Source organism: Faecalibacterium sp. Marseille-P9590 (genome assembly GCF_017377665.1).
Classification (GTDB): domain Bacteria; phylum Bacillota; class Clostridia; order Oscillospirales; family Ruminococcaceae; genus Faecalibacterium.
The window spans coordinates 86,734-106,286 of the sequence record NZ_JAFREF010000001.1 but is presented as its reverse complement, the minus strand read 5'-3'; the positions used below and the strand labels follow the sequence as shown (position 1 = coordinate 106,286).

Genomic DNA, 19,553 nt, shown 5'->3' with positions numbered 1-19,553 from the left:
GATGAAGCTCATCAACATCGGCTTTGGCAATCTGGTCAGCGCAGGGCGGGTGGTGGCCGTCGTCAGCCCCGACTCTGCGCCGGTCAAGCGTCTGGTGAAGGAGGCGCGGGAGCGGGGGATGCTCATTGATGCGTCCTATGGCCGCAGCACCCGGGCCGTGCTCATCATGGACTCCGACCATGTAGTCCTTTCGGCCCTGACGCCTGAGACAGTGGCAAGCCGCGCTGCGGGCCAGCCGGAAGGAAAATCGACAGAGGAGCAGTAAAAAATGGAAAACGAAAAGTACCTGTTTGTCGTCTCCGGTGCCGCCGGTACCGGCAAGGATAGTGTGGTCAAGGCCCTGCGCGAGGCCCACCCCGAGATCGAAAAGACCGTCTCCGCCACCACCCGTGCACCCCGCCCCGGCGAGCAGGAGGGCGTGGACTACTACTACCGCACCCGGGAGCAGTTCCAGCACCTCATCGACACCGACCAGGTGGTGGAGCACAACTTCTACAACGGCAACTACTACGGCACCCTCCGCGAAGAGGTGGATAAGCGCCTCGAGGCGGGCAAGCTGGTGGTGCTGGTCATCGACGTCCACGGCGCGGCCAACATCCGCCGGATGTTCCCGGGGGCTACCACCATCTTCCTGCTGCCGCCCTCCGTGGAGGAGCTGGAACGCCGCCTCCGGGGCCGCGGCACCGAGACGGAAGCCAGCATCCTCGAGCGCCTCGACACCGCAAAGAAGGAGCTGGCCGAGCAGGAGAAGTTCACCCTCACCCTCGTGAACGACGAGGTGGACGCCTGCGCTGAGAAGCTCTACGGCATCATCCGCCAGCGGGCCGGCCTCGACAGATAACAAGGAGCCGCGAATGCCAAAAACGGTAGGCGTTGCCGTGAGCAACGCGACCTTTCACTTCGACAAACTCTATACCTACGCCGTCATGCCCGACCAGCAGGAGGCCGTCCGCCTCGGCAGCATGGTGCTGGTGCCCTTCGGGCGGGGGAGCAAGGCCCGGATGGGCGTGGTGCTGGCCTGCGACGAAGAACCGGAGCATGCAAAGCTCAAGTACCTCTTCGACGTAGCTCCCGCCTCGGCCTGCCTGACGCCGGAGCTGCTGCGGCTGGTGCATTTCCTCAAGGAGCGCACCTTCTGCACCTACTACGAGGCCGTCAAGGCGGTCATCCCCTATGGGGCGCAGTATAAGCCCGCCCTCGCGGCGGACGGCGTGACGCCGGTGCTCCAAAAGCAGCTCACCCGCCACACCGAGAACAGCTATAAGCTGGTGGGGTCTTTGCAGCAAAAGCCCAGGCCCACGGCCAAGCAGCTGGCGGCAGTGGCCCTGCTGAGCGGGGGAGAGCGCACCCAGAACGAGATGGAGGCCCACGGCATCACCAAAGCCGTGCTGGACAACCTCTGCGCCAAGGGCGTCGTCGAATGCAGCAAGGTGAACAAATCCATCGACCTGTATTCGTCTATCCCGCTGAAAAACGAGCCCATCACCCTGACGGCAGAGCAGCAGGCGGCCTATGACGCCCTGCTGCCCGGCCTCGAAGACACCGCCCCCCACTCGGCGCTGCTCTACGGCGTCACCGGCAGCGGCAAGACGCTGGTGTTCTTAAAGCTCATCGAGCGGTGTCTGGCGCTGGGCCGCCGCGCCCTCGTGCTGGTGCCGGAAATCAGCCTGACGCCTCAGATGATCCTCCGCCTCAAGAGCCGGTTCGGGCGGCGGGTGGCCGTCCAGCACTCGGCCCTCAACCACACCGAGCGTCTGCTCCAATGGCAGATGATACAGGACGGCGGCGCCGACATCGTGGTGGGGACGCGGAGCGCCGTCTTTGCCCCGCTGGAAAACATCGGCCTCGTCATCATCGACGAGGAGCAGGAGCACACCTACCGCTCCGAGTCTGCGCCCCGGTACGCCGCCCACGAGGTGGCCCGGCAGCGGGCGGCGGAGAACGGCTCCCTGCTCCTTCTGGCCAGCGCTACCCCCAGCACCGAGAGCTTTTACGCCGCCCAGAATGGCCGCACCCAGCTCGTCCGGCTCACCCAGCGCTACGGCGGCAACCCGCTGCCCAGCGTCCAGATCGTCGATATGCGGGCAGAGCTGGCCTCGGGCAACCCGAGGGAGATCAGCCTTGCGATGGAGGACGCCATCCGGCGCAACCTCGACGCGGGCAAGCAGACCATCCTGCTGCTCAACCGCCGCGGCTACCAGACCATGGCCCAGTGCGACGACTGCCGCGAGGTGCTGAAATGCCCCAAGTGCAGCGTCCCCATGGTCTACCACAAGGCGGGCCATAAGCTGCTCTGCCACTACTGCGGCACCCAGCTCGACCCGCCCCCCAAGACCTGCCCCGCCTGCGGCGGCAAGCTGCTCTACCGGGGCTTCGGCACCCAGAAGGCCGAGGAGGAGCTGGCCCAGCTCTTCCCGGAGGCAAGAGTGCTGCGGATGGACCAGGACTCCACCGCCGCCAAAGACGCCCACGAAAAGCTGCTGGCGAAGTTCGCCCGGCATGAGTACGACATCATGGTGGGGACCCAGATGGTGGCCAAGGGCCTCGATTTCGAGGACGTGACCCTCGTGGGCGTCCTCGGCATCGACTCGCTGCTCTTTGCGCAGGGGTTTCGGGCCTACGAGACGGTGTTCAGCCTCATCACCCAGGTGGTGGGGCGCTCCGGCCGGGCGAAAGACCCGGGCTTCGCCATCATCCAGACCACCGACCCCGACAACCCCGTCCTCAACCTCGCCGCCGCGCAGGACTACGACGCCTTCTTTGAGCAGGAAATTGCATATCGTAAACTGGGCCTCTACCCGCCCTTCTGCGGGCTCTGCGTCGTGGGCTTCTCCGGCCCGAAGGAGATCGAGGTGGCCCGGGCCGCCGCCCGGTTCTCGGCCCTCTTAGGCCGTCAGGCCGCGCAGCAGCCGGACTTGCCCCTCCGGGTGCTTGGCCCCACCCCCGGCAACATCGAAAAGATCAACGAGAACTACCGCTACAAGCTCACCATCAAGTGCCGCGCCGACAAACGCTTCCGCGACCTTGTCCGCCAGACCCTCGGCCTCTACGAGCAGGAAAAGCTGCCCAGCAAGGCCACCGTGGTGGTGGATATGCATTCTGACGGTGATATTTGATAAGATTATTTGGAGGTATACTTCATGGCTATCCGCAACATTGTAAAAGAGGGCGACCCCATCCTGAACAAGGTCTGCCGCCCGGTGACCAACTTCGACGACCGTCTGGCTACCCTGCTGGACGATATGCGCGAGACGATGATCGCCGCCGACGGCGTGGGTCTCGCAGGCCCGCAGGTGGGGATGCTGCGCCGCCTCTTCGTGGTGTGGGACACCACCGACGCCCCGGAAGAAATTCCCGAAAACTACGAGTACAAGTTCATCGACTTCGTCAACCCGGAGATCCTCGCCGTGTCTGAGGACGAGGAGACCGCCTACGAGGGCTGCCTGTCCTTCCCGGGCCACAACGGCGCCGTGACCCGCCCCGTGGCCGTCAAGGTCCGCGCACAGGACCGGAACGGCGAATGGTTCGAGCTGGAAGCCGAGGGCCTGCTGGCCCGCTGCATCCAGCACGAGAACGACCATCTGGACGGCATCACCATCATGGAGTCCAGCGAGTTCTTCTATGAGGACACCGAGGAGGGCCGCGCCGCTGCCGCCAAGAAGAAGGAGAACGACTGATGCGCATTCTGTTCATGGGGACGCCGGATATTGCGGCGGACTGCCTGAAAGCTCTGTATGAGGCGGGCCACGACATCTGCGCGGTCTATACCCGGCGCGATAAGCCCGTGGGCCGCAAGCAGGTGCTCACCGCACCCCCGGTGAAGGAAGTGGCGCTGGCCCACGGCACCCCCGTCTTTCAGCCCCGCACCCTGCGGGACGGCGGCGAGGACGAGAACATCCGCGCGCTGGCTCCTGAGCTCATCGTCGTGGTGGCCTACGGCTGCATCCTGCCCAGATCGGTGCTGGAAGCGCCGAAATATGGCTGCATCAACCTCCACGTCTCCCTGCTGCCGAAATACCGGGGCAGCGCCCCCGTGCAGTGGGCGGTGCTGAACGGCGACGCCGAGACGGGCGTCTCCATCATGCAGATGGACGAGGGCCTCGACACCGGCGACGTGCTGGCCTGCGAGAAGATCGCCATCGACCCCGAGGAGACCAGCGGCCAGCTGTTCGACCGGGTCACTGCCGTGGGCGCACGGGTGCTCTGTGAGACCCTGCCCGCCATCGCAGCCGGGACGCTCAAGGCAGAGCCTCAGGCCCACGAGAACGCCTCCGTCGCCCCCATGCTGAGCAAGGAGATGGCCGAGTTCCATCTGACCGACAGCGCCGACCACATCCACAACTGGGTGCGGGGCATGAACCCGTGGCCCGGGGCATGGTTCGTGACGGCGGGCGGCAAGAAGGTCAAAGTCATGGAGTGCCGCGTCGCGGAAAGCCACGGCGAAGCCGCTGGCACGGTCCTCGCCACCAAGCCCCTGACCGTGGCCTGCGGTGAGGGCGCGATTCAGCTTTTGCACGTCGTGCCGGAGGGCAAGAAGCCCATGGACGGCACCTCCTTCGCCGCCGGTCTCCGCCTCAAGGCGGGGGACAGCCTGTGAGCGGCCCGAACCCCCGCGCGGCGGCGGTGGCGGCGCTGGTGCGGCAGGAGCAGGACGGTTTTTCGAACCTCATCCTCGACGCAGAGCTGCGCCGCCAGAAGCTGGAAGGCCGCGATAAAGCATTTGCCAGCGCGATTTTTTACACCGTGCTGGAACATCAGGGAACGCTGGACTATATCCTGAGCCAGTTTTTGCCCAAAGGGCTTGCCAAGCTCGACCCGCAGGTGCGGGAAATTCTCCGCGCCGCGCTGGCGCAGGCCCGCTATATGCAGGTGCCTGCTTCGGCGGCGGTCAATGAGGCCGTCAAGCTGACCCGCACCTTCCGAAAAGCCAGCGCCTCCGGCCTCGTGAACGCCGTGCTGCGCCGGGCCATCGGCTATGACCTCGGCTCTGCCGTCTTCGCCGACGAGGTGGAGCGGCTGATGGTGCTGGGCTCGGCGGGCCGGGACGTGGCAGCGTTCCTCCACGAACACTACCCCGACGAGGCGCTGGACATCCTGACCCACACCGCCGACAGCGGCCTGACCAGCCTCCGGGCCAACCCCCTGAAAGGGACGCCGGAAGCCCTCTGCGAAAAGCTGCTGGCCTCGGGCGCGAAGACCGCCGCCCCGGGCCTTGTGCCGGGCAGCGTCTTGGCCCGCTTCGAGGGGAGCCCGGCGGAGAGCGGGCTTTTCCGGGACGGATATTTCCACGTGGAGGGGCAGGCCAGCCAGCTTGCCGCCCTCTGCGTGGAGGCAAAGCCCGGCGATACCGTCCTCGACCTCTGCGCCGCCCCCGGCGGCAAGAGCCTGCTCCTCATCGAGGAGATGGGGGACGAAGGGCGGCTGGTGAGCTGCGACGTCAGCGAGAACCGCGTCCAGCTTATCCGCAAGGCCGTGGAGCGGATGGGGTTTGCCCACGTGGAGCCCCGGGTCTCCGACGGCACTAAGCCTGACGCCGACCTGCCCATGGCGGATGCCATCCTGGTGGACGCCCCCTGCAGCGGCCTCGGCATCCTCGCCAAGAAGCCGGACATCCGCTACAAGACCCTCGAAAAAGCGCGTCACGATGAATTATTGGCCACCCAGTCGGCCATTCTGGATACAGCCGCCGCCCACCTGAAAGCGGGCGGGCGTCTGGTCTACTCCACCTGCACCATCGACCCTGCCGAGAACGAAGAGCAGGTGCGGGCCTTCGTGGGCCGACACCCGGAGTTCCGGGTGGTGACGCCGGACGTCCGCTTCCCGGCCGGGATGACGGTGGGGGACTGGGGTGCGCTTTCCGTCCCCACCCGCACCGGCATGGACGGCTTTTTCCTCTGCGCGATGCAGAAACGTGATTCCTGACAAAAGGAGATTTTCATGGAGACTAAACGCTGTATATCCTCCCTGACGCTGGAACAGCTGACAGCGGAGCTGAAAGCGATGGGCCAGCCCGGCTTCCGGGCTAAACAGATCTTCCACTGGGTCCACCAGAAGCTCGTGACCGACTTTTCGGCCATGACCGACCAGCCCAAAGCCCTGCTGGCAAAGCTCGAGGAGGCATTTTACATCGCCGCGCCCATCATCGAGCGGCGGCAGGAGGCCAAGGACGGCACCGTGAAGTACCTGCTGCGGATGGCCGACGGCAACTGCATCGAGACCGTCGTCATGCGCTACCACTACGGCAACACGGTCTGCGTGTCCACCCAGGTGGGCTGCCGGATGGGCTGCCGCTTCTGCGCCTCGACCCAGGCGGGCCGGGTGCGCAACCTCGAGGCGGGCGAGATATGCTCCGAAATTTACACCGCCCAGAAGGACATCGGGGAGCGCATCTCCCACATCGTGCTGATGGGCATCGGGGAGCCGCTGGATAATTTCGACGAAGTCATGCGCTTTCTCGAGAACATCTCGTCCCCCGAGGGCGTGAACATCGGGATGCGGAACATCAGCCTCTCCACCTGCGGCCTCGTGCCGAAGATCGACCAGCTGGCCGAGAAGAAGCTCCAGCTCACCCTCTCCGTCTCCCTCCACGCCCCCAACAACGACATCCGCAGCGGCATGATGCCCGTGAACGACGCCTACCCCGTGGAGGTGCTGATGCAGGCCGTGCGCCGGTATCAGGAGACGACGGGCCGGAGAGTGAGCTTCGAGTACTCCATGGTGCGGGGGGTCAACGACTCCGACGCCTGCGCCAGGCAGCTGGCCGACCTCATCCGGGGGATGGGCGCTCACGTCAACCTCATCCCCATCAACCCGGTGGACGGCAGCCCTTATTCGGCTACCGACGCCGCCAACGTCCGGCGCTTCCAGCAGAAGCTGGAAAGCCTCGGCGTCAACGCCACCGTCCGCCGCCGTCTGGGCAGCGAGATCAGCGCCGCCTGCGGCCAGCTCCGCCGCGACGAGATGAACGGCAAAGTTTGAGAAGGAGAATCCTATGAAACTTGCAGGAAAAACAGACGTCGGCAGCGTCCGCCCCGAGAATCAGGATGACTACCGGGCAGGCGAGCTGAACAGCGACGCGGCCTGGGGCCTCGTGTGCGACGGCATGGGCGGTGCGCGGGGAGGCCGTGAGGCTTCCGTGAGCGCCTGCGACGTCATCGAGCACAGCTTCCACGAGCAGTACGCCCAGTGCCTGCCCGGCGACGAGGAAAGGTTTTTGAAGCGGGCGCTCATCAACGCCAACCGCTTCGTCTTCCAGAAAGCCTCCCGGGAGGAGGAGCTGGCGGGCATGGGCACCACGGCGGTCTGCGCCCTCGTGCGGGGCGGCAACGCCTTTATCTGCCACGCAGGCGACTCCCGGGCCTACCTCGTCCGGGACGGCAGACTCACCCAGCTCACCCACGACCACTCCTACGTGCAGGAGCTGGTGGACTGCGGCACCATCACCGCCGAGGAAGCCGAGCATCACCCCCAGAAGAACATCATCACCCGGGCGCTGGGCGTGGACTACCGCCTCGACCCCGAGTTCACCAGCGTGCCGGTGCAGAAGGGCGATATGATCCTGCTCTGCACCGACGGCCTCACCAACGTCCTGCCCAAAGAAAAGATCGAAGAGATCTTCACGAAGGGCGGGTTCTACGACATCCCCGACCGGCTGGTGGACGCCGCCAACGCGGGCGGCGGCCCTGACAACATCACCGCGCTGCTGCTGGGTGTGGAGCCGCTGGAGGTGAAGCATGGATAATCTCATCGGCAAGACGCTGGACGGGCTCTACACCATTCAGGAGCTCATCGGCGCAGGCGGCATGGCCAACGTCTACAAGGCCGTGGTCTCTGCCCCCGGCGGGCCTGTGCCGGAAGGCACGGTGGTGGCCGTCAAGGTGCTGCGTCAGGAGCTGATGCATGACGCCGACCTCGTCCGCCGCTTCAAGAACGAGTCCAAGGCCATCTCCCTGCTCAACCACCCCAACATCGTCAAGGTCTACGACGTCTCCGTCGGCGAAAACTTACAGTATATCGTTATGGAGTGCGTGGAGGGGATGACCCTCCGGGAGTACCTCAACGAGCGGGGCGGCAAAATAACAAGCCGGGAGACCGTCCATTTCATCGCCCAGATCCTCCGCGCCCTCGACCACGCCCACCGCAACGGCGTCGTCCACCGGGACATCAAGCCCCAGAACATCATGCTGCTGGACAATGGCCAGCTGCGGATGATGGACTTTGGCATCGCCCGCATCTCCCGGGCCGAGAACCAGATACAGAACGGCAAAAAGGCCATGGGCAGCGTCCACTACATCAGCCCCGAACAGGCGAAGGGGGAGGAGACCGACCCCAAGAGCGACATCTACTCCGTGGGCGTCATGATGTACGAGATGCTCTCGGGCAGGCTGCCCTTCGACGCCGACGACATGGTGGAGGTGGCCCGCAAGCAGATTCGGGACACCCCGAAGCCGCTGGCCGAGCTTGCCCCGGATGTGCCGCTGGGCCTCGTGCAGATCACGGAGCGCGCCATGGCGAAGCTTCCGGTCAACCGGTATTCCAGCGCCGCAGAGATGCTGGAAGCGCTGGACGCCTACGTGCAGGACCCCTCCGTCACGTTCCAGTATCAATATGTAAAGGAAGAACCTGAAAAGGTGGTGAATGACCCCATGCCGCAGAAACGCAGCATCCGCAGACCCCCGGAGAAACCGGCGGCGAATCCCGCCCGCCCCAAGGCCGGGGCGAAAAAGAAGAAGCGCAGCGGCTTTATGCCGGTGCTGCTGGGCATCACGACGGCCTTTGCGCTGGCCTGTGCGGCCCTGTGCTGGACCATCCTGAACGATTCCAGCAACATCATGACCAAAAGCGACGACATCGTGCTGAGCGATTTCAGCGGCATGACGCAGGACGAGGTGAACGCCTCTGAGCAGGTGGCCTCCGGTCAGGTGGTCGTCAACTGGGAAGAGGAGTACAACAACGACTACGCCGCAGGCTATGTCTACAAGCAGTCGCCGGTGGCGGGCCGCACCGTCCGCGAGGGCCAGAGCGTGACCCTCACCGTCAGCCTCGGCATCCACTACGTCACCGTCCCCGACCTGACCAACTACGTGCAGGCCGACGGCGAACAGCAGCTGAAGGACCTGGGCGTGTCGGTGCTGGTCACTCAGGCCGTGGATGAGTCGGTGGCTGCAGGCTCCATCATCCGCACCGACCCCGCCGCAGGCAGTCAGGTGGCCGCAGGCACCACGGTGGTGGTCTACGTCAGCCGCCCGCAGGTGGCCACCACCACCAAAGTCCCCAGCCTCATCGGCATGAACGTGAACGACGCCCGTACCCTGCTGGTGCAGCGGAAACTGGGTCTGGGCAGCCAGACGGAGCAGTACAGCGACCAGCCCGTGGGCAGCATCATCAGCCAGAACCCCGGCGAGGGCGCATCGGCCAAGCTGAACACCCGCGTCAGCGTCGTGGTCAGCGCAGGCCCTGAGCCTGCACCGGAACCCGAAGCACCCAGCGAGAGCACCGCCAGCAGCGACGGCTCCGGCGGCTGGTTGGGCGGCCTCTTCGGGGGCAGCAGCTCTTCCAGCGAGAGCACCGGCGCCAGCTCGTCTTCTTCCACCGGCGGCGGTCTCAGCGACTGGTGGACGTCCTGGCTGGGCTAAAGGAGAAGGTATGACAGGTTATATCACAAAAGGCATCGGTGGATTTTATTACGTTAAGACGTCGGAAGGCATCGTGGAGTGCAAGCCCCGGGGCATCTTCCGCAAGCAGAAGATCACCCCCGTGGCGGGCGACGTGGTGACGCTGGAGACCGAGAACGGCGCGGCGGTCATCGCGGGCATCGCGCCCCGGCGGAACGTCTTCGTCCGCCCGCCCATGGCGAACCTCGATGTGCTGTTCCTTGTGGCAAGCACCACCCAGCCCACCCCCAGCACCCTCGTGCTGGATAAGCTTTCGGCCATCGCGGTGGACAAGGGCGTCCAGCCCGTCATCGTCTGCACCAAAAGCGACCTCGCCGAGGCGGAGTTTCTGCGCAGCGCCTACGAAAAATCGACCCTGCCCTTCATCCGCATCGACTACGCCACCGGCGAGGGTCTGGACGACATCAGGCACTGGATCAATGGCCGTCTCTGCGCCTTCTGCGGCAACTCCGGCGTGGGCAAATCCACCCTGCTGAACGCCCTCCTGCCCGACGTGGAGCGTCAGACCGCCGCCATCAGCCAGAAGCTGGGCCGTGGCCGTCACACCACCCGCGAGGTGACCATCTTTGAAGCCTTCGGGGGCCGCATCGCCGACACCCCGGGCTTCGCCAGCCTCGAGGCCAGCCGGGCGGGCTTCATCCCGAAAGAGGGTCTGGAACACGCCTTCCCGGAGTTCGGGCCTTACCTCGGCGCGTGCCAGTTCACCGGCTGCTCCCACCGCTCCGAGAAGGGCTGCGCCGTCCGCGCCGCCCTCGCGGAAGGCAAGCTCTCCCAGACCCGCTACGACAGCTACTGCGCCATGTACGATGAGGTCAAGGATGTGAAGGAGTGGCAGAGGAGGGGGTTGTAATGTCCCGCTGTGTTATCATTTCCGCCTGCCCGGTCAGCGCCTCGCTGGCGTCGGCCCTGCGGCCCGGCGACACCATCATTGCCTGCGACGCGGGCTACCGCAACTGTGCGCCGCTCCACTGCCGCCCCGACATCATCGTGGGCGACTTCGACACTGCGCCCTGCCCGGCGCAGGAGGGCGACGACACCATCATCCTGCCCCACGTCAAGGACGACACCGACACCGAGTACGCGGCAAAGCTGGCCTCCGAGAAGGGCTTCGACGAGGCGCTGCTGCTGGGTGTACTGGGCGGCAGACGCCTCGAGCATACGCTGGCCAACCTCTGCACCGGCCTCGGCCTCGAACAGCGGGGCGTCCGCGCCACGCTTCTGGACGAGCGCAGCCGCATCACCTTCGTGATGCCCGGCGAGACCCGCCGCTACCCGAAGGACGGGTATTTCTACCTCTCGGTCTTCCCGATGGAGGGCAGGGCAGAGGGGGTCTCGGAGCGGGGCTCCTTCTACGAGCTGACCGACGCCGTCCTCACCGCAGGCTACCCCCTCGGCGTCAGCAACGAGTATGCCGATGGCTCCGACTGCATCACCATCTCCACCCAAAAGGGCGCGCTGGTGGTGGTGGAGACGGTGCCGGACGGGCCGATCCTGAGCTGAACCGGAACATTCCGGGCGCGGGACGCCTATAATGGCGTATCAAGCGACGAAAGGTGGTCGGCTCTATGCAGGTGGTCGTTCTCAAAAGCCCCAAGTGCCTGAGAGGCTTGCTCCGGAGGCTGTTCGGCATAAAAAAGGAGAGAGAAGAGTGAAGTGTGATTTCAACCAGGCGGATGCCATGCAGGCCGCAGCAGATGACGATGTGCTGGCCTCTTCGCTGAAGCTGATGGACCGTAACAAGCACGTGTATGAGGAACTTGCAAAATGAAAGCAGCAGGCTTGTAAACTTTCTGTGCAACGCTTGACTTTTGCGGGGAATGGCATATACTAAAGATGGAATTGTGAGGATATTCCATTCGGTACACCAAAAAGAAAAGCCCCCAAGGAGTTGCGACCTCCCCGGGGGCTTTCCGTTTAGTCGGGCTTGCGGTCCTTGTCGAATCTGTCAAGCCACTTGCAGATGTAATGCGACATTACATCTGCTACGACAGACTCCAAAATCGTGAGGATATGAATCATCAGGTACACCTCCCTTCCCAAGTAAGATGGGCGGGATGAACCGCAAAACAAGTATATCATAAACTTCGCCAAAAAGATACAGGAAACGAGGCCACGAGCCGGACTTCCCTACAGAGGAAAGGCTCTGTCTTAGTACAACCTCTCAGTCTCACTTCGTTCGACAAGGCCAGGTTGCGGCTCCCAGCGTCTGCTTCTCTGCCGCTCGCATCCCGCTGGCCGCTGCCCCAACAGCTCCTCCCTGCTTCCGCCGCTGGCGGCGGTCGTCGCCGTTGCCCCTAGTAGGGGAGCCTCTGGCGAAACCGTTCACTTTGCGGGGACTGCCAAGGCCTCTCCTACAAGGAGAGGTGGCATCGCGTCAGCGATGACGGAGAGGTTGTACAAAGACGGGCCTTGCCACAAAGGAAAAGCTCTCCTGAGACTTTCCTCGATTTTTCGCGAAAAGCACCAAATAATTAACGCACTGTCGAGAAACACGAACTTTCACCCCCCCTCAAAACCCAAAAAAAGTATGTACTGTTCCGCTCCTTTCATTTGTGCTATGCTCAATGCATCAAACACAAACGAAAGGAGTTTTTATGCAGAAAAACATGACCGACCGCACCCCGGGCAGCTACGACGACTTCGTGGCCTACCTCGGCACGGTGCGCACCGAAGAGGAGCTGTTCTCCCGACTGACCTACTGGTTCGCCGGACAGGACCGCCCCGAGGACGTCCTCAGCCGCTCCGAGCTGGTGGAGGCGAGGGCGAAGGAGCTGGGCTTCTGGCAGGGCCTGACCTTCCGGATGGAGCGCTGGCTGGCCGACGGCAAGAGCGAGCTGGAAGCGGTGGGCCGGGAGGAGTTCCAGAGCCGCATCGCCGAGGACTACGCCGCCTACCGGGAAAAGGCCGACGCGGCCCGGGCGCGCTTCCGGGACCGCCGCCGCGCCGCGCCCTTCAACTTCACCCCCGACTGCCTCGAGAACGTCCCCATCCAGAACGTGAGCTGGCTGGTGGACGGGCTGCTGCCCATGGGGGAGGTGTCGCTTCTGGGTGCCGACGGCGGCACCGGCAAGGGCATCTGGCAGGCCCAGCTCATTGCGTATGTCACGGCGGGCCGGACCTCCGGCTTCTTCCCCCAGCCGCCGGAGAAGACCGGCAGCGTCCTCATCTTTTCCGGCGAGGACGACCCCGGCAAGGTGCTCAAAGCCCGCCTGACGGCGGCAGGGGCCGATATGAGCCGGGTGATGGTGGTCACCAGCGACGCCTACTTTGCCCGCACCGGCAGCCCGCTCTGCATCCCGGACACGAGCTTTGCAAAGTACGTGGGGAAGGCCGCGCCCGCCCTCGTCATCATCGACCCGCTGCAGAGCTTTCTGCCCGCGGGGGTGGAGATGGCCAGCCGCAACCAGATGCGCAGCGCCCTGCTGCCCCTCAAAGCCCTCTGCGCCAGGCACGGCTGCGCGGCCCTCATCTCGATGCACACCAACAAGCGCGCCAACGTCTCGGGCCGCGCCCGTCTGGCCGACAGCTCCGACATCTGGGACATCGCCCGCAGCGTCCTCATGATGGGCCGCGACAAGAACAGCGAAAAGCTCTACCTCAGCCACGAGAAGAGCAGCTACTCCGCCCCGGCCCGGACGGCCCTGCTCCACATCGAGCAGGCGCAGGTGGAGGGCGTGAAGACAGCCGTGGCCGTTTTTGACAGCCGCACCGACAAGAAGGACGCCGACTTCGTGGAGGAGCGCCGCGTCCGCACCGCCCAGACGAAAGAGGATACCGCGCAGGCCATCCTCAACGTGCTGGCCGAGAGCAAGCTGGGGAGTATGCCCAGCACCCAGCTCCGGGCCGAGGTGATGAAAGAAATTGAATGTAGTAAATGTACTTACGATAGAGCTTATAGAAGCCTTGTGATGAGCGGTGAAGTGACCAAAAAGCAGTTCACACGAAATGGTGGCGAAAGAAGCTGGTACAGTGTTCTTTCCTACTGTAGTAAAACAAATGCGTAAGTGAGAAATATATAACGTGTATATGTTATAAAATGCCACTTACGCAGCCTGCGTAAATGGGGCATCTGCGTAAGTGACTCACTTACGCAACAAGCGTCACTTCGTCACCTTGCGTAAGTGCGTTTTTGAACGAAATGACGACATAAAATTGTCACTTCGTCAGATAACCCGCTGGTCTCAGAGCAGCCATATTTCCCGAAACCTGCGTGAATGGCAGCATCCTTGCCCTCTGTAGCAAGGCCCGCCCTTTTGCGTCATATTGAGCTTTCAGCGTCCAGCGAAGAGTTGCCCGACATGCCAAGGCCTCCCCTCGGTAGGGGAGGTGGCAATGCGAAGCATTGACGGAGAGGTTTTCACCACTGCGGCTCACGGGCAGGCTCACCTTCGTACAACCTCTCAGTCTGCTTCGCAGACAGCTCCCCTAGTAGGGGAGCCTCTGGCGAAGAGGCGAGGCTTTCCGGTATGCCAAGGCCTCCCCCAAAGGGGGAGCCTTTTTCAGCTTCAGCCCCCAAACCTGCGTGAATCGCCCCAAAACCTGCGCGAATGGCCGTTGCAGCTGCGGCGGGAGACGGGTTATAATGGAAGTGTCAAAAACACCACAGCGAACGGAGGATACCACCATGAAACTGAAAAAGCTCCTTGCCCTCGCCCTTGCGGGCGTGCTGATGCTGGCCCTGCTCACCGGCTGTTCCGGCGGTGCCAGCGGGACAGAAGAGGACAGGCTCGTCGCGGAGGCCGTCGCCGACATCTTCAAGGGAAACTCCCAAAACGTCGAAGTCTCTTACAGCGTCCCCGCGCTGACCCGCACCATTCGGCCCGCGTTCACCCCGGACTGGTTCCAGAAGACCCCAGAGGGAATCATCTGGCTGGACGAGAACTTCCCCATAGACGCCGGTCAGACGCTGAAAGGCTTCCTGCAAGACAGCCTGAAGGCCTACGCGCAGAGCAATTTCGTGAGCTTTGTTGCCTTCGACTCCACCGGGATGAGCGCCCTTCAGCAGGTAGAGCGGTTCTCCAGCGGTGCGCCGGTGGTCAGGGTGTACTATAAAGATGTGTCGCCCACGGTCAATACCAAGCTGCGTGTCGGCGTCTGCCATAAGACCGTCGATGGCCGGGAATACTGCTTGGTGGTCGTTGTCCGGGCCCGATGATGCGCTTGTAAACTTTCTGTGCAACGCTTGACTTTTGCGGAGAATGGCATATAATAAAAGCATAAGAGATAAGAGTACTCATGGTGCTCGCCAAAGCAAAAGAAAACCCCCTCACGGAGTTGCCGCTCCGAAAGGGGGTTTCCTTATTTAGTGCTTACGGCCCGTAGACAATCCGTCAAGCCACTTGCAAACACAATGTGAAATTATGTTTACTACGACGGACTGGATAAGAGATAAAAATGGACTCATGGTGCTCACCCCCTTCCCAATAAAATGGGCGGGCAAGGCCGCAGGACAAGTATAGCATAAACTTCGGCAAAAAGATACAATAAATGCAAAACCCCCAAGGAGGTCAACCTCCCCGGGGGCTTTTTTCTGCGTGAATCGCCCCAAAACCTGCGCGAATGGCCATTGCAACTGCGACGGGGCCGGGTTATAATGGAAGTATCAAAAACACCCTGGAAAAAGGAGGATACGACCATGAAACGAAAAAAATTCCTTGCCCTCGCCCTCGCGGGCGTGATGACCGCAGTGACCCTCACCGCCTGCGCACCGCTGGATGCCCTCTACGACTGGTTCTTTGGCGGCGGCGGCAGCGCCTCCCGGGGCAACGAAAAGAGCCTTGTGACGGAGTCCGAGGAGCTTGAAAAGCAGCTCGAGAAGTATTTCGGTCTTTCTGAAACCACAGCAAGCGCCAGAGCCAAGGAGACGCTTGAGGAAGTGGCAAAAGGATTTGACGCAGGATGGCTCGACAACAACAACATGTTGAACGAAACGTCTATAACTGCGCTCGATTCCATCACGAAAGCCAAATTGCAGGCTAAACAGGCGTTATGGGTGGACGTGATGGAGCTGACCTCCCCCGGCGGGACAGCGGATATTACTCTGGATAACAGGCCGATTTACTCGGATAGATATATAGACCCAGGGCCTGGTTCTGGTGATCCTTACCATTGGGTTTATCTGGTGGATCCTTCTAGTTTAAGAAATGAATTGAGCAGCTACAAGAAAAATGACGCTGAACTATACGCCGGTACATTCCAGAAAAACGGAAAAACCTACGCCGCGATGGTCACAATAATGAACGGTTGGTGGTAATGTGTAGGGAGTGATGCCAAGCTCTGCTTTACACCCCCTGTTCCGGAAAGAAAACTTTGCCCCCCTCAGAGGCCCCTCTGAGGGGGCCTTTTTGCGCCTGTGGGCTGGCGCAGGGCATAGCCCGGCTTTGCCCCGCATACACTCTCATCAGAGCAAGGACAGGAAAGGAGCATCACCATGGAGCTGAAAGTGTTCCGGGACGTTCTGCCTGCGGCGGGTGCGGACTGCACCGCCAAGGCGGAGCTGCCCCTCGAGACCGAACTACTGATCTCGGACTATCTGCCGCCGGTGCAGCGCATCGTCAAGTGCTTCGCAAAGCCGGTGGTGCTGCAAAAGCAGCTGGCCCCCGGGCGGCTGACGCTGGAAGGATATTTGCGCTGTACCGTGTATTATCAGGGCGAAGAGGGGGCGGGGCTGTGCCAGACCGAGCAGAAGCTGCCCTTCACCAAGGCCCTCGAGCTGCCCTCTTTCGCGGCCACGGCGTGGACAGCCTGCGTCGAGGGCCAGACCGAATACCTCAACTGCCGGGCCGTCAACCCCCGCCGCATCGAGGTGCGGGGGGCCTACGGGCTGGTGGTGAGCGTCCACGCCCAGCTGTCCACCGAGGTCATCACGGCCCTCAGCGAGGGCGGCATCGAGCAGAAGCCGGTCACGCTGGCAGGAGTGCGGCGGGCCGCCACCCTCGAAAAGCTCGTGACCATCGAGGGGGCGCTGACCTTCCCGAAGCCCCCTGCCGCCATCCTCGACATCACCGGCACCGCCGAGGTGAGGGAGCTGAAACTGATGCAGGGCAAGGCCGTGGCGAAGGGGGTCTTGCACGTCCTCTGCGCATGGCGGGCCGAAGGGGACGCCGCCCTCCGCAGCCAGACTGCCGACCTGCCCTTCAACCAGATCCTGGATGCAGACGGCCTCAGCGAGGACTGCCGCTGCCTCTGCGTGCTGGAGCCGGTGGGCTTTGCGGCGGCGGAAGGGGAGACCACCGAGGACGGCGCGGCCTCCACCACCCTCACGGCCACGGCGATGCTGCGGCTGAGCGGCTGGCGTCCCTACCAGCTCCAATGCGTGGCCGATGCCTTCTCCACCCGCTTCGAGACGACCCTCACGCCCCAGACCCTCGCCACCGAGTCGCTGCTCTGCGCGCTGGACGAGACGACGGTGCTGCGAGGCTCCGGCCCTCTGCCCGACGCCGGAGCGCATATTTTAGCCTGCTTCGCGTCCTTCGGGCCGGTGAGCCTGACGCGGCAGGAGGGGAGAGCGTTCCTCGCGGCCCGGGCCGTGGTGTCGGCCTTTGCAGAAAACACCCTCGGGGAGATGGAGTGCTACGAAAAGGCGCTGGACTACGCCCTGCCCCTCCCCGCCGACCTGCCCGAGGATGCCGACGCCTACCCCGAGTGCTGGCTGAGCGTTCAGGACCTGCAATGCGCCAGCGCGGGCGGCGCGCTGGATGTGTCCCTCACCGTCCGGGCCGAGGGCGCGGTGCTGGCGCGGCAGACGGCCTCTCTCGTGGGGGCGGTGGAGCTGGGCGACCCCCTCGCCCCCGCCGACCCGGAGGTGTCGCTCCGCATCTGCTACGCCCAGCCGGGGGAGGAGCTGTTCGCCATCGCCCGGCGCTACCACGTCTCGCCCGGCCAGATGCTGGCCGCCAACGACCTCCCCGACGGCACCGCCCGCCTCGACGAGGCGCGGAGACTGCTGGTGCCGGGGGTGTGAGCGAAGTTGTAAACTTTCTGCACAGCGCTTGACTTTTGCGGGGGATGGCATATACTATAAATAGTGAAAGTAGAAATTGAACTAGTCATTTGACTCACCAAGAAGAAAACCCCCTCCTGGAGTGCCAGCTCCAAAAGGGGGTCTTCTTTATTTAGTGCTTACGGCCCGTGAACCATCTGTCAAGCCACTTGCAACGGCGACGACCGCCGCCAGTGGCGGAAACAGGGAGGAGCTGTTGGGGCCGCGGCCAGCAGGATGCGAGCGGCAGCGAAGCAGACGCTGGGAGCCGCAACCCGGGCTCCTTCTTGTCATATCCATATTGCATCCGCTTTCATCATATAAGGCCGTTCCAGTCTTTTCTCTTCTGCGCCACATCGGGAACGCTCCTGTTCACTGGCATGAAGAGACTTTTTCTTCCAAGCTTCTATTCCCTAGGCCGAACGTATTAGTTACGCAGTGCTTTTTCACGCACTTCCGGTGTAACTGCTTTCAGAAGATTATAGAGGTCAATAATATCGGTGATTGCCTGCCGGTCCTGCACCGTCCATGTGTAATCAAACTTGCTATAATCCGTTCCCTCGAAACGCATGATAACGGTATCGGCACTCAAAAGGTTTCGCAACCATTCGACTTCACTGTCTTCCATTTCAAAGGTGGCCCATGCAAACCATTTACCAAGCTCTTTGTCGTATCCATAACCGGAGTTATCATAATCGCAAATGTAAGTGTACTTATAATCTCCACCGCGCAGAATGATGTCATCGATATCCAGCTCGGAAGAGCCCATGTAAGTAAAATCTTCCCAGAAAACAATCGTGTTCCCCTTGTCCCAGATATAAAGGTTGGGGCCAATGCCACACGTCTTGCGCTTATCGATGCTGTCATCATGCGGGGTTGTAATCGCCCAGCAGTCTTCTACTGCATCGTAGTTGACATTGCACTTTGCAAGTGCATCCTGAATACCAAGAATCTGCTGTGCTTCTGCCAGCACACCAAAATTGGTGACAGCAGCTTTTCCTGCATCATCCAACTGGTTATAGGCATCCAAAGCGGCCACGATTGCCGCGCGTCTGCTGCGCGTGACAGTACCGATCTGGCTGATCAGCGCTTCTACCTGCTCCGGGGTCACAGCACTATTCTGCTGCGCGAGCACCGCAAAAGGAACGTCCCCGGCGGGGCTGGCGGCCAGCGCAGGCAATGCAGTACCTGCCATCAGAGCGGCCACAAGGCTGCCTGCCACAATAACTTTGCATTTTTCTGTAATTTTCATTTGATTTGCCTCTTTCCTCTTGATTTCAGCTTATAGCTGTTGTAACATAAAATTATAAATACAACAAAAAGGAGCGCTTGGGCATGATGACAAATGAAGAGATCCTTGCTATCCTGCGGCAGTACCCTGATCTGGTCCCCGAGGTTCTGACCATCCTGACCGAAGCCCCTGCCAAAACAGATCTGCCGTTTGTCGGCTGATTCACTCCGGCTTTGCCCGGGAGCGCAGCAGCGTTTCCACCGCGTGCAAAATAAGTATACCATAAACTTCGGCAAAAAGATACAGGAAGCGATGCCACGAGCCGGACTTTCCTACAAAGGAAAGGCTCTGTCTTAGTCCAACCTCTCCGTCATCGCTGCGCGATGCCACTGCCCGGGTTGCGGCTCCCAGCGTCTGCTTCGCTGCTGCTCGCATCCTGCTGGCCGCGGCCCCAACAGCTCCTCCCTGTTTCCGCCACTGGCGGCGGTCGTCGCCGTTGCTCCTAGTAGGAGAGGCCTTGGCAGTCCCCGCAAAGTGAACGGTTTCGCCAGAGGCTCCCCTACTAGGGGAGCTGTCTGCGAAGCAGACTGAGAGGTTGTACAAAGGGAAGCCTGCCCTCTGTGCTTGTGCTGGGGGCGTAGAAGTACGACTTATGACGAAAATATGA

At 62.4% G+C, this 19,553-nt stretch carries 16 protein-coding genes; 15 read left to right on the top strand and 1 reads right to left on the bottom strand.

The window, feature by feature from the left end; all coding sequences use genetic code 11:
- Nucleotide 1 precedes the first annotated feature (1 nt).
- From J3349_RS00515 to J3349_RS00445, 15 genes are all read left to right on the top strand, one after another.
- Nucleotides 2-265, top strand: coding sequence for a DUF370 domain-containing protein (locus J3349_RS00515; protein WP_207675961.1), 264 nt, complete (start codon nucleotides 2-4; stop codon nucleotides 263-265).
- 3 nt (nucleotides 266-268) lie between these two features.
- Complete coding sequence (gene gmk / locus J3349_RS00510; RefSeq protein ID WP_207675960.1) at nucleotides 269-841, top strand: guanylate kinase; 573 nt, start codon at nucleotides 269-271, stop codon at nucleotides 839-841.
- Nucleotides 842-854: 13 nt separating this feature from the next.
- The gene (gene priA, locus J3349_RS00505) at nucleotides 855-3,116 is read left to right on the top strand and encodes a primosomal protein N' (RefSeq protein WP_207675959.1); all 2,262 of its coding nucleotides are present in this window, start codon (nucleotides 855-857) and stop codon (nucleotides 3,114-3,116) included.
- A 24-nt stretch (nucleotides 3,117-3,140) separates the two neighbouring features.
- Complete coding sequence (gene def, locus J3349_RS00500) at nucleotides 3,141-3,677, top strand: peptide deformylase (RefSeq protein ID WP_207675958.1); 537 nt, start codon at nucleotides 3,141-3,143, stop codon at nucleotides 3,675-3,677.
- Entirely contained in the window at nucleotides 3,677-4,597 is a 921-nt protein-coding gene (gene fmt, locus J3349_RS00495; RefSeq protein ID WP_207675957.1) for a methionyl-tRNA formyltransferase, read from the top strand. The genes def and fmt overlap by 1 nt, the downstream gene beginning before the upstream one ends.
- Nucleotides 4,594-5,922: a 16S rRNA (cytosine(967)-C(5))-methyltransferase RsmB gene (gene rsmB / locus J3349_RS00490; RefSeq protein WP_207675956.1), complete on the top strand. Its 1,329-nt coding sequence runs from the start codon at nucleotides 4,594-4,596 to the stop codon at nucleotides 5,920-5,922. The genes fmt and rsmB overlap by 4 nt, the downstream gene beginning before the upstream one ends.
- A 15-nt stretch (nucleotides 5,923-5,937) precedes the next feature.
- Nucleotides 5,938-6,978 carry a 23S rRNA (adenine(2503)-C(2))-methyltransferase RlmN gene (rlmN, locus tag J3349_RS00485; protein WP_149793463.1) on the top strand — a complete coding sequence of 347 codons (1,041 nt, stop codon included), beginning with the start codon at nucleotides 5,938-5,940 and terminating at the stop codon, nucleotides 6,976-6,978.
- 13 nt (nucleotides 6,979-6,991) lie between these two features.
- On the top strand, nucleotides 6,992-7,741 hold the full coding sequence (locus J3349_RS00480) for a Stp1/IreP family PP2C-type Ser/Thr phosphatase (RefSeq protein ID WP_207675955.1): 750 nt from the start codon (nucleotides 6,992-6,994) through the stop codon (nucleotides 7,739-7,741).
- Entirely contained in the window at nucleotides 7,734-9,635 is a 1,902-nt protein-coding gene (gene pknB, locus J3349_RS00475; RefSeq protein ID WP_207675954.1) for a Stk1 family PASTA domain-containing Ser/Thr kinase, read from the top strand. The genes J3349_RS00480 and pknB overlap by 8 nt, the downstream gene beginning before the upstream one ends.
- A gap of 10 nt (nucleotides 9,636-9,645) precedes the next feature.
- Complete coding sequence (gene rsgA / locus J3349_RS00470) at nucleotides 9,646-10,524, top strand: ribosome small subunit-dependent GTPase A (RefSeq protein WP_207675953.1); 879 nt, start codon at nucleotides 9,646-9,648, stop codon at nucleotides 10,522-10,524.
- Nucleotides 10,524-11,174 carry a thiamine diphosphokinase gene (locus tag J3349_RS00465; RefSeq protein ID WP_158394539.1) on the top strand — a complete coding sequence of 217 codons (651 nt, stop codon included), beginning with the start codon at nucleotides 10,524-10,526 and terminating at the stop codon, nucleotides 11,172-11,174. The genes rsgA and J3349_RS00465 overlap by 1 nt, the downstream gene beginning before the upstream one ends.
- A 1,094-nt stretch (nucleotides 11,175-12,268) precedes the next feature.
- The gene (locus J3349_RS00460; RefSeq protein WP_207675952.1) at nucleotides 12,269-13,678 is read left to right on the top strand and encodes an AAA family ATPase; all 1,410 of its coding nucleotides are present in this window, start codon (nucleotides 12,269-12,271) and stop codon (nucleotides 13,676-13,678) included.
- 620 nt (nucleotides 13,679-14,298) lie between these two features.
- Nucleotides 14,299-14,829 (top strand): hypothetical protein, encoded by a 531-nt coding sequence (locus tag J3349_RS00455; RefSeq protein ID WP_207675951.1) that lies wholly within the window; start codon nucleotides 14,299-14,301, stop codon nucleotides 14,827-14,829.
- Nucleotides 14,830-15,309: 480 nt separating this feature from the next.
- Nucleotides 15,310-15,927 carry a hypothetical protein gene (locus J3349_RS00450; RefSeq protein ID WP_207675950.1) on the top strand — a complete coding sequence of 206 codons (618 nt, stop codon included), beginning with the start codon at nucleotides 15,310-15,312 and terminating at the stop codon, nucleotides 15,925-15,927.
- A 177-nt stretch (nucleotides 15,928-16,104) separates the two neighbouring features.
- The gene (locus J3349_RS00445) at nucleotides 16,105-17,637 is read left to right on the top strand and encodes an SPOCS domain-containing protein (protein ID WP_207675949.1); all 1,533 of its coding nucleotides are present in this window, start codon (nucleotides 16,105-16,107) and stop codon (nucleotides 17,635-17,637) included.
- Between the two features lie 445 nt (nucleotides 17,638-18,082).
- Here J3349_RS00445 and J3349_RS00440 read toward each other — a convergent pair whose 3' ends face one another.
- Nucleotides 18,083-18,907 (bottom strand): hypothetical protein, encoded by an 825-nt coding sequence (locus tag J3349_RS00440; RefSeq protein ID WP_207675948.1) that lies wholly within the window; start codon nucleotides 18,905-18,907, stop codon nucleotides 18,083-18,085.
- Nucleotides 18,908-19,553: the final 646 nt, after the last annotated feature.